Annotated in this window: 12 protein-coding genes and 2 rRNA genes (1 of these 14 only partly in view); 10 read left to right on the forward strand and 4 right to left on the reverse strand. The window is 68.6% G+C overall.

The window, feature by feature from the left end:
- The 10 genes from OHS81_RS19525 to OHS81_RS19570 form a co-directional block, all read left to right on the forward strand.
- Window positions 1–1528 (forward strand): 23S ribosomal RNA (locus OHS81_RS19525) (it extends 1595 nt beyond the left edge of the window).
- 74 nt (window positions 1529–1602) lie between these two features.
- Window positions 1603–1719: ribosomal RNA gene (gene rrf, locus OHS81_RS19530) — 5S ribosomal RNA — on the forward strand.
- 86 nt (window positions 1720–1805) lie between these two features.
- Window positions 1806–2498 (forward strand): HAD family hydrolase, encoded by a 693-nt coding sequence (locus tag OHS81_RS19535; protein WP_328386007.1) that lies wholly within the window; start codon window positions 1806–1808, stop codon window positions 2496–2498.
- Between the two features lie 94 nt (window positions 2499–2592).
- The gene (locus OHS81_RS19540) at window positions 2593–3831 is read left to right on the forward strand and encodes an MFS transporter (protein WP_328386008.1); all 1239 of its coding nucleotides are present in this window, start codon (window positions 2593–2595) and stop codon (window positions 3829–3831) included.
- Window positions 3800–4975, forward strand: coding sequence for an acetoin utilization protein AcuC (locus tag OHS81_RS19545; protein WP_328386009.1), 1176 nt, complete (start codon window positions 3800–3802; stop codon window positions 4973–4975). The genes OHS81_RS19540 and OHS81_RS19545 overlap by 32 nt, the downstream gene beginning before the upstream one ends.
- A 166-nt stretch (window positions 4976–5141) precedes the next feature.
- A complete protein-coding gene (locus OHS81_RS19550; protein WP_328386010.1) occupies window positions 5142–5957 on the forward strand; it encodes a phosphatase in 816 nt (271 codons plus the stop codon).
- Between the two features lie 128 nt (window positions 5958–6085).
- On the forward strand, window positions 6086–6295 hold the full coding sequence (locus tag OHS81_RS19555) for a helix-turn-helix domain-containing protein (protein WP_006604741.1): 210 nt from the start codon (window positions 6086–6088) through the stop codon (window positions 6293–6295).
- A gap of 119 nt (window positions 6296–6414) precedes the next feature.
- A complete protein-coding gene (locus OHS81_RS19560; RefSeq protein ID WP_003948845.1) occupies window positions 6415–6513 on the forward strand; it encodes a 30S ribosomal protein bS22 in 99 nt (32 codons plus the stop codon).
- A gap of 197 nt (window positions 6514–6710) precedes the next feature.
- Window positions 6711–7760 carry an NAD-dependent epimerase/dehydratase family protein gene (locus OHS81_RS19565; RefSeq protein WP_328386011.1) on the forward strand — a complete coding sequence of 350 codons (1050 nt, stop codon included), beginning with the start codon at window positions 6711–6713 and terminating at the stop codon, window positions 7758–7760.
- Window positions 7761–7774: 14 nt separating this feature from the next.
- A complete protein-coding gene (locus OHS81_RS19570; RefSeq protein WP_328386012.1) occupies window positions 7775–8770 on the forward strand; it encodes a lysophospholipid acyltransferase family protein in 996 nt (331 codons plus the stop codon).
- Window positions 8771–8821: 51 nt separating this feature from the next.
- On the opposite strand, the gene OHS81_RS19575 is transcribed toward OHS81_RS19570, so the two are convergent.
- From OHS81_RS19575 to OHS81_RS19590, 4 genes are all read right to left on the reverse strand, one after another.
- Entirely contained in the window at window positions 8822–10036 is a 1215-nt protein-coding gene (locus OHS81_RS19575; RefSeq protein WP_328386013.1) for a DUF5667 domain-containing protein, read from the reverse strand.
- A 283-nt stretch (window positions 10037–10319) separates the two neighbouring features.
- Complete coding sequence (locus OHS81_RS19580) at window positions 10320–11105, reverse strand: ECF subfamily RNA polymerase sigma factor, BldN family (RefSeq protein WP_088798525.1); 786 nt, start codon at window positions 11103–11105, stop codon at window positions 10320–10322.
- Between the two features lie 330 nt (window positions 11106–11435).
- On the reverse strand, window positions 11436–12419 hold the full coding sequence (locus OHS81_RS19585; RefSeq protein ID WP_328386014.1) for an HAD family hydrolase: 984 nt from the start codon (window positions 12417–12419) through the stop codon (window positions 11436–11438).
- Window positions 12420–12779: 360 nt separating this feature from the next.
- A complete protein-coding gene (locus OHS81_RS19590; protein WP_328386015.1) occupies window positions 12780–13067 on the reverse strand; it encodes a glutaredoxin family protein in 288 nt (95 codons plus the stop codon).
- Window positions 13068–13498 lie beyond the last annotated feature (431 nt).

Consider the following 13498-nt stretch of genomic DNA (forward strand, 5'->3'; position numbering starts at 1 on the left):
AGTGGTGGAGCCGCTGATCCAAGGTGGTAGTAGGTAAGTGATGGGGTGACGCAGGAAGGTAGTCCAGCCCGGGCGGTGGTTGTCCCGGGGTAAGGGTGTAGGCCGTGTGGTAGGTAAATCCGTCACACATTAAGGCTGAGACCTGATGCCGAGCCGATTGTGGTGAAGTGGATGATCCTATGCTGTCGAGAAAAGCCTCTAGCGAGTTTCATGGCGGCCCGTACCCTAAACCGACTCAGGTGGTCAGGTAGAGAATACCGAGGCGTTCGGGTGAACTATGGTTAAGGAACTCGGCAAAATGCCCCCGTAACTTCGGGAGAAGGGGGGCCATTGCTGGTGATGGAATTTACTTCCTGAGCTGGTGGTGGCCGCAGAGACCAGCGAGAAGCGACTGTTTACTAAAAACACAGGTCCGTGCGAAGCCGTAAGGCGATGTATACGGACTGACGCCTGCCCGGTGCTGGAACGTTAAGGGGACCGGTTAGTCACATTTCGGTGTGGCGAAGCTGAGAACTTAAGCGCCAGTAAACGGCGGTGGTAACTATAACCATCCTAAGGTAGCGAAATTCCTTGTCGGGTAAGTTCCGACCTGCACGAATGGCGTAACGACTTCTCGACTGTCTCAACCATAGGCCCGGTGAAATTGCATTACGAGTAAAGATGCTCGTTTCGCGCAGCAGGACGGAAAGACCCCGGGACCTTTACTATAGCTTGATATTGGTGTTCGGTTCGGCTTGTGTAGGATAGGTGGGAGACTTTGAAGCCGTGACGCCAGTCATGGTGGAGTCATTGTTGAAATACCACTCTGGTCGTGCTGGATGTCTAACCTGGGTCCGTGATCCGGATCAGGGACAGTGTCTGGTGGGTAGTTTAACTGGGGCGGTTGCCTCCTAAAGAGTAACGGAGGCGCCCAAAGGTTCCCTCAGCCTGGTTGGCAATCAGGTGTTGAGTGTAAGTGCACAAGGGAGCTTGACTGTGAGACTGACGGGTCGAGCAGGTACGAAAGTAGGGACTAGTGATCCGGCGGTGGCTTGTGGAAGCGCCGTCGCTCAACGGATAAAAGGTACCCCGGGGATAACAGGCTGATCTTCCCCAAGAGTCCATATCGACGGGATGGTTTGGCACCTCGATGTCGGCTCGTCGCATCCTGGGGCTGGAGTCGGTCCCAAGGGTTGGGCTGTTCGCCCATTAAAGCGGTACGCGAGCTGGGTTTAGAACGTCGTGAGACAGTTCGGTCCCTATCCGCTGTGCGCGTAGGAGTATTGAGAAGGGCTGTCCCTAGTACGAGAGGACCGGGACGGACGAACCTCTGGTGTGCCAGTTGTCCTGCCAAGGGCATGGCTGGTTGGCTACGTTCGGAAAGGATAACCGCTGAAAGCATCTAAGCGGGAAGCCTGCTTCGAGATGAGTACTCCCACCCCCTTTGAGGGGTTAAGGCTCCCAGTAGACGACTGGGTTGATAGGCCAGATATGGAAGCCCGGTAACGGGTGGAGTTGACTGGTACTAATAGGCCGAGGGCTTGTCCTCAGTTGCTCGCGTCCACTGTGTAGGTTCTGAAGTAACGACCTGTGATTGTGCCGGGTTGGTTAACTTCATAGTGTTTCGGTGGTCATTGCGTTAGGGAAACGCCCGGTTACATTCCGAACCCGGAAGCTAAGCCTTTCAGCGCCGATGGTACTGCAGGGGGGACCCTGTGGGAGAGTAGGACGCCGCCGAACAATTTTTCAGCTCCGGTCCCTGAACCTTGATGGTTCAGGGACCGGAGCTTTTTTGCGTTTCGGGGCCGCTCGGTACGCTCGGGAGCATGCGCTATGACTTGGTCATTTTCGATAATGATGGCGTTCTGGTGGACAGTGAGCCGATCGCCAATCGGATCCTGGCCGCCCACCTGACCGAGCTGGGCCATCCGACGACCTATGAAGAGTCGCTGCGTGACTTCATGGGCGGTGCGAAGCACCGCATTCACGAGACCGTGCTGGAACGGTCGGGAAAGCGGCTGCCGACCGGGTTCGACGCGACCTTCGATGCACGGGTCTTCGAGGAATTCCGCGGGCGGTTGGAGCCCGTGGTGGGTGTGGTCGAGGTGCTGGACAAGCTGACCGCCGACGGGGTGCCGTACTGCGTCGGGTCGTCGGGGAGCCATGAGCGTATCCGGGTCGCGTTGACGGAGACCGGGCTGTTCGAGCGCTTTGCCGAGGGGCGGACCGGTGGTGCCGGGCGCATTTTCTCCTCGGCGGATGTGGGGCGGGGGAAGCCGGCGCCGGATCTCTTTCTGCATGCGGCGCGGGAGATGGGTGTGGCACCGGAGCGGTGTGCGGTGGTCGAGGACAGTCCGCTGGGGGTGCGGGCCGCGATCGCTGCGGGGATGGACGTGTACGGCTTCACGGCGATGACGCCGGCGGCGAAGCTGACGGAGGTCGGGGCCACCATGCTGTTCGCCGATATGGCGGAGCTGCCGGCGCTGTTGCAGGAGAACGGTGCAGTGGTGGAGCAGTAGGGCCGGAGAGGTCCGCGGCGGTCGGGCAGCCCGCCGGAATTGGTGGGGAGATCCATCTACCCAGTGGTAGTGGGGAGTCCTAGGCTGAGCGGCCATGACGGTCCCCCGGGTACCAGCAGCGCAGTTACGGCACGGCCGGGTCTCGCTCGCCCTCAGCTTCTTCGTCCAGGGGGCGGTCTTCGCCCTCCTCGTGACCCGCATCCCCGCGATCCAGGAGCGCTACGGGATTTCGGACGGACTGCTGCCGGTCTTCCTCGCGGCGGTGCCGGTCCTCGCGGGGGTCGGCAGCTTCGTTGCCGAGCAGGTGGTGAAGCGGGTGCGGGCCGGCCGGGTCCTGCGGTGTGTGCAGCCCGTGGTGTGTCTGGCGCTGCTGGCGGTCGGGTCGGTCGGGTCGATGGCGCAGGCCGCCGTGGCGCTGGGGGTCTTCGGGCTGTCCGTGGGGGCTCTGGACGCCTCGATGAACATGCTCGGGGTGAGTCTGCAGCGGGCGTACGGGCGGAGCATCATGCTCGGGTTCCACGCGGCGTACAGCCTGGGCGGCATTGCCGGCGCCTCGCTGGCCTGGGCGGGTGCGCACTGGAAGCTGTCGCTTGCGCTGCTGTACGGGCCGGTGGTGGCGGTGCTGGTGCCGCTGGCGCTGCTGGTGGGCCGCTGGTTCGTGGACCGGGACCGCCAGGGTGCGGTGGAGGGCGGGGCGGGCCCGGCGGCGGCCGTTGCGCCCGTCGCGATGCGGGTGTTGTTGCCGCTGTGTCTGGTGATGGCGTGTGCGTATATCGGGGACTCGACCGTCTCCAATTGGAGCGCCAAGTACCTGCAGGACGTCCTGGGGAGCTCGGAGCAGCTCGCCACCGTCCCGTACAACGTCTATATGGTCACCACGCTGCTCGGGCGGATGGTCGGTGACCTGGGCGTGCGGCGGTTCGGGGCGGTCGCGGTGGTGCGGACCGGGACGGTGGTCGCGGCGGGCGGGTTCGCGGTGGTGGCGGCGGCGCCGGGGGCCTGGGCCGGGATGGCGGGGTTCACGCTGCTGGGGTTCGGGCTGTGTGTGATCGTGCCCCAGACGTTCGCGGCGGCGGGGCGTCACGCCGGTGAGCAGCACGGCCCCGGTGCCTCGGACCTGGCCGTCGCGCGGCTGAACATTTTCAACTATGTGGGTTTTTTGATCGGCTCTCCGCTGGTCGGGGCGCTCGGCGATTCCTGGAGCTATCGGGGGGCGATGCTCGTACCGATGGCCCTGGTGCTGGTGACGTTGGTGTATGCCCGATCGTTCGGGGTGCCGAAGGCCCGATACGGTGACGGATATGAGCGGCCGCGCACAGCTGATGTGGGATGAGGCAGTAACGGGCTACGACTTCGGGTCCGGGCATCCGATGGACCCGGTCCGGCTCGCGCTGACCATGCGTTTGGTGGAGGCGTACGAGCTGGACCGGGGGCCGCTGGAGGTGGTCGCGGCCAAGCCTGCCGGGGACTCCACCCTGCGGCTGGTGCATCGCGAGGACTACATCGGAGCGGTCCGCAGGGCCTCGGTGGACCCTGCTGCCGCGGATCTCTCGTACGGGCTGGGGACGGCGGACGATCCGGCGTTCGCGGGGATGCATGAGGCGTCCGCGTTGATCGTGGGCCAGTCGGTGGGTGCGGCGGAGGCCGTCTGGCGCGGCGATGCGGCGCATGCGGTGAACTTCGCCGGCGGGCTGCACCATGCGATGCCGGGCGGGGCGGCCGGATTCTGTATCTACAACGACGCGGCGCTGGCGGTCGCCCGGCTGCTGGAGCTGGGTGCCGAGCGGGTCGCGTACGTCGATGTGGACGTGCACCACGGCGACGGGGTGCAGGTGGCCTTCTGGGACGACCCGCGGGTGCTGACGATCTCGCTGCACGAGCATCCGCGGACGCTCTTCCCGCAGACCGGCTGGCCGGAGGAGACCGGCGGCGAGGGCGCGGAGGGCAGCGCAGTGAATGTGGCGCTGCCGGCCGGGACCGGGGACGAGGGATGGCTGCGGGCCTTTCATGCGGTGGTACCGGAGCTGCTGGGGGCCTTCCGGCCGCAGGTGCTCGTGACGCAGCACGGTGCCGACACCCACTTCGAGGATCCGCTGGCGCACCTTGCGGTGAGCCTGGACGCCCAGCGCGCGGCGGCGGAGGCCTGTCACGACCTGGCGCACCGGTACGCGGACGGCCGCTGGGTCGCGCTCGGCGGAGGCGGCTATGCGGTGGTGGACGTGGTGCCGCGCAGCTGGACGCATCTGGCCGCGATCGCGGCGGGCCGGCCGATCGAGCCGACCTCCATGGTTCCGGAGGCGTGGCGGCACGAAGTGTTCCGCAGGACGCGGCAGTTGGCGCCGCTGCGGATGACGGACGGCCGTACGCCGCAGTGGCGGGACTTCACCGACGACGGCTATGACCCGGCCGACCGGCTGGACCAGGCGGTGCTCGCCACCCGCCGGGCGGTGTTCCCGGCGCATGGGCTGCTTCCGTAGGTCCCTGTAGGAGGCGGGGGCCCAGGGCCTCCCCTGTCGCGCTGTTGCGGTTCCACAGGGGCGCGTCGTGGCGCCGTACGGCCGTACCCGGCGCCGTGCCCCCAAAGGTGTGACTACCCGTCGGTCAGGGCACCCGTGGGCCGACCAACCGGACAGTATGGGACGCGTGTTGGGCACCGGGGCGCTGCGGGCGCACCTGATCGAGGCGCGGCTCGCGGGGACGGTCGCGACCAGGCGGGAGAAGAGTCTGGCGCGCTACCGGCTCTTCGCGGCGCGCGATCCCCGGGCGCTGCTGGGGCTGGATCCCGACGGAGACTGGCCGGTTGGTGAAGTACTGCGACTGATGGGGCAGAAGTGCGGGGTTTCGGTCGATCTCGCACATACTTCCGGCCTGGATGAGATCGATCCCGACCGCACCCTCGCGGCGCTGGACCGGTTCGCCGAACGGGTCGGAGAGGCGGCCGGCCGCCGGGCGCCGGTGCTGATCGGTACCGGCCATCCGCACCGGCTGGTGGGGTTCTACGCCTCCCTCGCAGACGCTCTCTCGTCGGCGGGCTGCCCCGTTCTCACTCCGGCGTATGGCGCCCGTGTCGACATAGCGACCCGGTTCGGCGTACGTACCTGCACACTCGACTACGTACGGGGAGTCGCGGTGATGCGAGAAACCGGCGTGCGGGGCGCGCCGGGGACGGGGGGCGTACACACCCATTCACCGCTCCCGGTGCGGACCGCTCTGGCGGCCGTGGGGGGCCTTGCCGGGCCGCCGCCGGCTCTGGTGATCGGGGACCACGGATGGGTCTGCGGGGCAGGTCAGCTGGGCATCGAGGCGATCGGGCCGGCGGATGCGGACGATCCGGCGCTGTTCGTCGGCGAGGCCGAGGGGCGGGTGTCGGTGGCGGTGCCGCTCGACGATGGCGTGCCGAGCGTGCACTACCAGCCTCTGGCGCGCTATGTACTCAATCGTGCATATCTGTCCCGATAGGGGGCTGTTCGCTGCTCCTCTTCCCCACTCGCATCACCCGCCCCTAATCTGGGGAGTGAGCGCATAGCGACGAAGAGTCACCGGAGGGGAAGCCGGTGACCGTCTTATGCGGAAGGTGCAGGTGTGGCATGGCTGCAGACCAGAGGCCTCTGAACGAGGTCGTGTTCCTGACAGTGGCGGAAGTCGCCACGGTGATGCGGGTGTCGAAGATGACCGTGTACCGCTTGGTGCACAGTGGCCATCTGCCCGCGATTCGGGTGGGGAGGTCTTTCCGGGTTCCGGAGCAAGCGGTTCACGACTATCTCCGGGAGTCCTTTGTGGGGGTGGAATCGGCCTGACGAGACCTCGCCGACCCTCGGATTACGCCGTTCGCCCGTCGCCGGGTAGGCTGGCCCGATGTAGGTAGTGTGGGCTCGGACGCCCCGCACCGAGTGATTCGAAGTGAGCGAGGGTAGTCGTGGGCTCTGTTATCAAGAAGCGGCGCAAGCGGATGGCTAAGAAGAAGCACCGCAAGCTGCTCAAGCGCACCCGTGTTCAGCGTCGTAACAAGAAGTAAGCGACGCTGATCGCGAATTCGCAGCCCCCATCGCCTTGGTGCGATCGGGGGCTGCGGTGCGTTGTGGGCCGTATGGACGGTGGTCGGACGGAAATGTGGCCACGGGCATCCCGCGGACATCACTGCGCAACACCTACCCGATAGCGTGGCCTGCACAGCTCGGCCACGGCGGTCGCGGCGGGAAGGAAGGGCTGATCTTGGGCAAGGTCGTGCTCGTCACGGGAGTCGCACGGCAGCTGGGCGGCCGGTTCGTCCGCCGTATCCAGCGCGATCCCGACGTCGACCGGGTGATCGGGGTCGACGCCGTGGCACCGGAACACCATCTGGGCGGCGCCGAATTCCTCAAGGCCGATATCCGGCATCCGGCCATTGCCAGGGTCCTGGCCGAGACGGGCGTCGACACGGTCGTCCACATGGATATCAACGGCACGCCGTTGAGCAAGCGCGGCGGCCGCGCCTCGGTGAAGGAAACCAACGTCATCGGGACGATGCAGCTGCTCGGCGCCTGCCAGAAGGCCCCGAATGTGCAGCGCCTGGTCATCAAGTCCAGCACCAGCGTCTATGGCTCCGCGCCCCGCGACCCCGCCGTGTTCACCGAGACCACCACGCCGAAGTCGCTGCCCAGTGGCGGCTTCGCCAAGGACGTCGTCGAGGTCGAGGGGTATGTCCGCGGCTTCGCCCGGCGCCGGCCCGATGTGGCGGTGTGCGTGCTGCGCTTCGCCAACATCCTCGGACCGTGCGCGGATTCCCCGCTCGCCGAGTACTTCTCGCTGCCGGTGTGGCCCACCGTCCTCGGTTACGACCCGCGGCTGCAGTTCGTCCACGAGGGCGACGCCATCGAGGTGCTGCGGATCGCCGCCGCCGCGCCGCGCCGCGGGACGCTCAACAGCGGCACCTTCAATATCGCCGGGGACGGCGTCCTGCTGCTGTCGCAGACCTCCCGGCGGCTGGGGCGGCCCACCGTGCCGCTCCTGCTGCCGACCGTGACCTGGGCCGGTACGGCGCTGCGGTCCATCGGCATCTCGGACTTCTCGCCGGAACAGATCCGGCTGCTCACGCACGGCAGGGTCGTGGAAACGACACAGATGCGCGAGACACTGGGGTTCCATCCGAAGTACACGACGGCGGAGACCTTCGCGGAATTCGCCCGCAGCCGTGGACCCGGGCTGCTGCCGCCCGAGTCCCTCGCCCGCACCGTCGACCGGCTCGCCGAGGCGCTGCCGGCCCGCGGCGGCCCGACCCAGTGAGGAGTTCATCCACGATGGCGGACGCCAAGGTCATCCCCTTCGGCGAGGAGCCCCGGGCGCGCAGGAAGGCCAGGAGGGCCGGGCGCACGGGGCGCGGTACGGCGCTGGCGCCGGTGCCCGAGGCCCGGACCGAACACCCTCCGGCGGCGGTGCCGCGGCCGAACCCCGGGCGGTCCCTGGACGAGCGGATCGCGGGCGGGCTGGCCTTCCTGCGCCGGCGGATCACCGGCGACTACGAGGTCGACGACTTCGGGTACGACGAGGAGCTGACCGACCAGGTCCTGATGTCGCTGCTGCGGCCCTTCTACGAGAAGTACTTCCGGGTCGAGGTGAAGGGTGTCGAGAACATCCCCTCCGACGGCGGGGCACTGATCGTCGCCAATCACTCCGGGACGCTGCCGCTGGACGGCCTGATGCTGCAGGTCGGGGTGCACGACAACCACCCGGCGCAGCGTCATCTGCGGCTGCTGGCGGCCGATTTGGTGTTCGTCCTGCCGGTGATAAACGAGCTGGCACGCAAGGCCGGGCACACCCTGGCCTGTGCGGAGGACGCCCAGCGGCTGCTGGAGCGCGGCGAGATCGTCGGGGTGATGCCGGAGGGCTTCAAGGGCATCGGCAAGCCCTTCGCGGACCGCTACAAGCTGCAGCGGTTCGGGCGCGGCGGCTTCGTCTCGACGGCGCTGAAGGCCGGGGCGCCGATCGTGCCGTGCTCGATCGTGGGCGCCGAGGAGATCTACCCGATGATCGGGAACGCCAAGACGCTGGCGCGGGTGCTGGGGCTGCCGTATTTCCCCCTCACGCCGACCTTCCCGTGGCTGGGGCCGCTGGGAGCGGTGCCGCTGCCGACGAAGTGGACGATCCAGTTCGGCGAGCCGATCCCGACGGCCGGCTATCCGCCGGAGGCGGCGGACGATCCGATGCTGATGTTCAACCTGACCGACCAGGTGCGGGAGACGATTCAGCACACCCTCTACAAGCTGCTGGTACAGCGACGCTCGGTGTTCTTCTGAGGGAAGGACCGGAAGAACACCGAGCGCCGGAGGGACTGCTTCGCTGCTGTGCTACTTCGGGAGATCCTCGCCGTCGATGCCCAGGCCGGGAAGCAGCCCCGGGATCAGCGGCGGGAGGGTGACATCGGGCTGGCCGCCGGTGTCCCGGCCGTGGTGGTGGTGACCGCGGTCGTGCGGGGACGCGCTGCCGTTCTTGGACGGCGGGTCGAGCAGGCCGCCCGTATTGCCGCCGAGCAGGCTGTCCTCCTGGGACGGTGAGGCCGACGGGTGGGGGGCGTGCGAGCCACCGGTGTGGGTGCCGGGGGCGGACCTGCTGCCGGACGGAGCCGGGTGCCCGTCGGACCGGGAGCCGGTGCCCGCGGAGGCGGGCGTGTTGCGGTGGTGGCTACGGCTTTCCGGGGTGGGCGGCAGCAGCGGGCGGAGCGGACCGACCTCTTTGTCCATGGCGTCGAAGACCGAACTGACCTTGTCACGGACGTCCATGAGCTGCACCGGGAGCTTGTCGCGCAATTGCGACCAGGTGCGGCGGTGGGACTTGGTGAAGGAGTTCAGCGCCTGGATGGGGTCGAGCGAGCCGTCGCGCTCATAGGCCTGGTGCAGCAGGCGGTGGCCCTCGCCCGCATCGTGGGTGACGCCGGCGAGCGCCTTGCGGACCTCGCCGAGCGCTTCGTGGTCGAGGTCGGCGACCCGGGCGCGCTCCATCAGGCGGCGCGCCTCCATCATCCGGATGGCGGCCTGGTCGAGGTAGAGCCGGCCGCGGTCGGAGTCGTCGTCGGCCATGCCGAGCTTCAGGTCCTCCATGCCGCGCTTGAGGCCGTAGAGGGAGTCGCCGGGCAGGGCGTCGGAGCTGGCCGCGGCGACGCCGGTGAACGCCCCGGCGGCGACGCCGACCGTCAGCCCGCCGGCCGCCAGGCCCTTGGTGAGGCGGGAGCGCGGACGCAGCCTGCCGATGGATTTCGTGGCGCGGTGCGCGCCCCTGTGTTCGCGCTGCTCGGGCACCCTGGCACCGTCGGACGGAGCGCCTTCGGCGAAGGCGGCCTCCATCGCGGCGATGAGCTGGGCGCGCTGGACAGTCTTGACCTCGGCTGCCATCTCCGGCCTCGGGAGTTTCCCGAGGCCGTCGGCGACCGCCAACAGCCGTGCTTCGCCCGGCGCCTGGGCCGGATCTTCGACCTGGTCCTCGGTCGCCGTGCCCTCGAGGACCTGCTCCTCAAGGGTCTGGGCGAAGGCGTTGGCCCGCCGGTGCACCGAGACATTCGCGATCACGGGCGGCACCTCCTCTCGTCATCCCGCTCGACTCCCCGGACTGGCTTTGACTGTCCAGACGGACCGGACGGTTGCAAGCCGTTGTCCGCGACCACTCGATCGAGTGAGAGGCAGCGGGCAAGGCATGACCGCATGGAGCCTGCATCCCGCACAACGAGCGGCGCGGCACTCGGGTTACGCACTCACGATGATCTGACCGACCGGGTAGGGAAGGTCACCAAGAGTGAGCAGATGCGGCACGGAACCGGTCAGCGAAATTGCGGACAGGGGGCGGGTCAGCGGGTCAGCGGGCGTCTTCGGGGAGCAGCCGCGCCAGGGTGCGTACGGCGCGGTACTGGAGGGTCTTGATCGCGCCCTCGTTCTTGCCCATGACGCGGGCGGTCTCGGCGACCGAGAGGCCCTGCAGGAAGCGCAGTGTGACGCACTCCTGCTGTTGGGGGTTGAGCTTGCGTACCGCCTCCAGCAGGGCGGCGTTGGAGAGGGATTCGAGGACCGAGTCCTCGGGACTGCGCTCGACCTCGTTGGCGTCGAGCATCTCTCCGGTGGTGACTTCCAGGCGGAAGCGGGAGGACTTGAAGTGGTCGGCGACGAGGTTGCGGGCGATGGTCACGAGCCAGGCGCCGAAGTCGCGGCCCTGCCAGGTGAAGGTGCCGATACGGCGCAGGGCCCGCAGAAAGGTCTCGCTGGTGAGGTCCTCGGCCGTGGCGCGGCCGCCGACGCGGTAGTAGATGTACCGGTAGACGGTGTCGGCGTACTGGTCGTAGAGGCGGCCGAAGGCGTCGGCCTCGCCCGCCTGGGCTCGTTCGACGAGGTCCATCATGCGACGGCTGTCGCTGTCGGCGGGGCGGCGGGCGGTGGTCGTGCCGGTGCCGGAGCGGCGGGTTCTGCCGGCGGCCTTGCCGACCGCAGCACTCCCGTCGGCCAGGGCGTAGCAGGGTCCGGCAGCGGGGACGGCTGAGGCGAATGCGGGGACGGCGTACGCGGTGGGGACAAAACTGCGCAGGTGGTCGACGAGTGTCGTACGCAGCGTAGCCAGGCCCGAGGCGTCAACCCCGACGTGTGGGTACACGGGACTCCCAGAGGCAGAGCTTCCATCACGTGCAGTGCGGGACCGTTCACTCGTCGTAGGGACGTGTGGGTTCCGGATTGCGTCTGAGGAGAATAACGCTTCGTACAGGCAGCGCTACACCCAGTTGCTCAAATCATCGATTAGTTACGGTCCGTGCCGGGTTGGTGGCAGATCAAGTATCGATTACTGAGCAACTTTTGATCGGAAGGAAACGCAATCTGCCTGGTTGGAGGGCGTGTTGTGGTTAACCGGCAGCAAAGGGACTGAGGGGACGGCGGAGGGGGTAGGAAGCCCGGATGGCCCGCCGTCCCGTAAGGCGATCAGGCCTGGTCAGCGGCGTCGGCGCTGCAGTGCGACCGCGGCCGCGGCACCGCCCGCCAGGGCGCCCACGCCGGCCGCCGCGGGGATGCCGATCTTGGCGGCTTTGCGTCCGGTCCGGTAGTCGCGCAGCCGCCACCCCTGCTCCCGGGCGTGCTTGCGCAGCCGGCTGTCAGGATTGATCGCATAGGGGTGCCCGACGAGCGAGAGCATCGGGATGTCGTTGGCGGAGTCGCTGTAGGCCGCGCAGTGCGAGAGGTCCAGGCCTTCCGCCGAGGCCAGGGCGCGGACCGCCTCGGCCTTGGCCGGGCCGTGCAGCGGCTCGCCGACCAGTTTGCCCGTGTAAACGCCGCCGACGGACTCGGCGACGGTGCCCAGGGCGCCGGTCAGGCCGAGCCGGCGGGCGATGATCGTGGCGGTCTCGACCGGGGCCGCGGTCACCAGCCATACCTTCTGACCTGCGTCGAGGTGGGCCTGGGCGAGCGCGCGGGTGCCGGGCCAGACCCGCTCGGCCATGTACTCGTCGTAGATCTCCTCGCCGATGGACATCAGCTCGGCGACGCGGTGGCCCTGGACGATGGACAGTGCGCTGTTGCGGACGTCCGCCATGTGCTCGGGGTTCTCCGAGCCGGCCAGCCGGAAGTAGATCTGCTGCCAGGCGAAGCGGGCCAGATCGCGCTTGTGGAAGAAGTGCCGCTTGTACAGGCCGCGGCCGAAGTGGAACAGCGCGGCGCCCTGCATGACGGTGTTGTCCAGGTCGAAGAAGGCGGCGGCGGCCGTGTCCCCGACGACCGGGAAGTCGGGCTCCGCCGGGGTCTCGGTCTCCTCGGCGGGCGGCGCTTGCTGGGAGGACTTGCGGGCGGCCTCGGCGGCGGCCTCGCCGGCCAGCACGCTGCGGGCCGTGGCGGGCCGTCTGCGGCGGGTGAGCCAGCCCAGGGAGAAGAGTGCCCCGGTGGGGCTCCAGCGGGGGCGGTGAGCGGGCGACGGGCGGGCCATGGCGCTAGCGTAGCCAGTTTGTTCGGTGCAGCCGGTTACGGGCGCGTGTCAGGAGGGCCTGGAGAGGGGGAAGTGTGTATTACGGCCACCTCTGGGGGGCCTCCGCGGGGCCTTAGGGGGCGGGCGAACACTTCCCGTAAGGGGAGGAGGAGCCCCCTGCGGGCCACAACGTGGCGGGGGGAGGGGGTATTCCGGGGGTGGGCTACGACGCGGCGGGGGAGGGGGTTGTGCGCGAGGGGGCTGCGGTGCGGCGGGGGAAAGGGGCGCTCCTGAGGGGGCTGCGGTGCGGCCGGGGAGAGGGGGTTCCCGCAGGGGCTGCGACGCGGCGGGCGGGGTGCCGGGTGGGGCGGTGGTCCGGGGTCAGGCGCCCAGGGCGGTACGCAGCCGCTTCGGGTCGACCCGCCAGAAGTCGTGCTGGGCGCCGTCGACGAGGATGACCGGAATCTGCTCCCAGTACTTGTGGTGCAGCTCGGCGTCCTCGGTGATGTCCTTCTTCTCCCACGACGCGCCGGTCTCCGCGCACACCTTCTCGATCACGGCCTGGGCGTCGTCGCAGAGGTGGCAGCCCGGCTTGCCGACGAGGGTGACCATCCGGTCGGCGGGGTTCTTTCGGGGGCTGCGGCTGCGCGAGCTGAACAAGGGGGCCATGAAGTCATTGTGCCGGGTCGCGGCGCGACGGCGGGCGGGCGTGCGTGCCGTAGCGGCCGGGGCCGGGGCCTGCCGCCGGGCGGGCGTACCGGCCGGACCGGGGTCGTACCGCCGGGCCGGGTGTGCCGTAGCGGCCGGGGCCGGGGCCCTGCCGCCCGGGCGGATGCGCCGTACGGGGCGGGCCGGGCCGGACCTCGGCCGCCGGACCCCGGCCGCCGGGCCCGCGGTCGAGGCGCGCCCCCGGCCGTCCGGGTCGATTACCATCGATGGGCGATTTGTAGGTTTCCGGGGGTATAGCGGTGAGGAGTGAGGGCGCGTGCTCCCGTGGCTGCTGCCGTGTTTCACGGGTGGCGCGAGTGAACGGCGTGACGTGGGAGTTGGTTCCGCGGCGGCTTGTAATAGGCGCGTGAGCCCGGTCACTTTGGGCGGAC

It is taken from the genome of Streptomyces sp. NBC_00400 (assembly GCF_036048035.1).
In the GTDB taxonomy this organism is placed as follows: Bacteria; Actinomycetota; Actinomycetes; order Streptomycetales; family Streptomycetaceae; genus Streptomyces.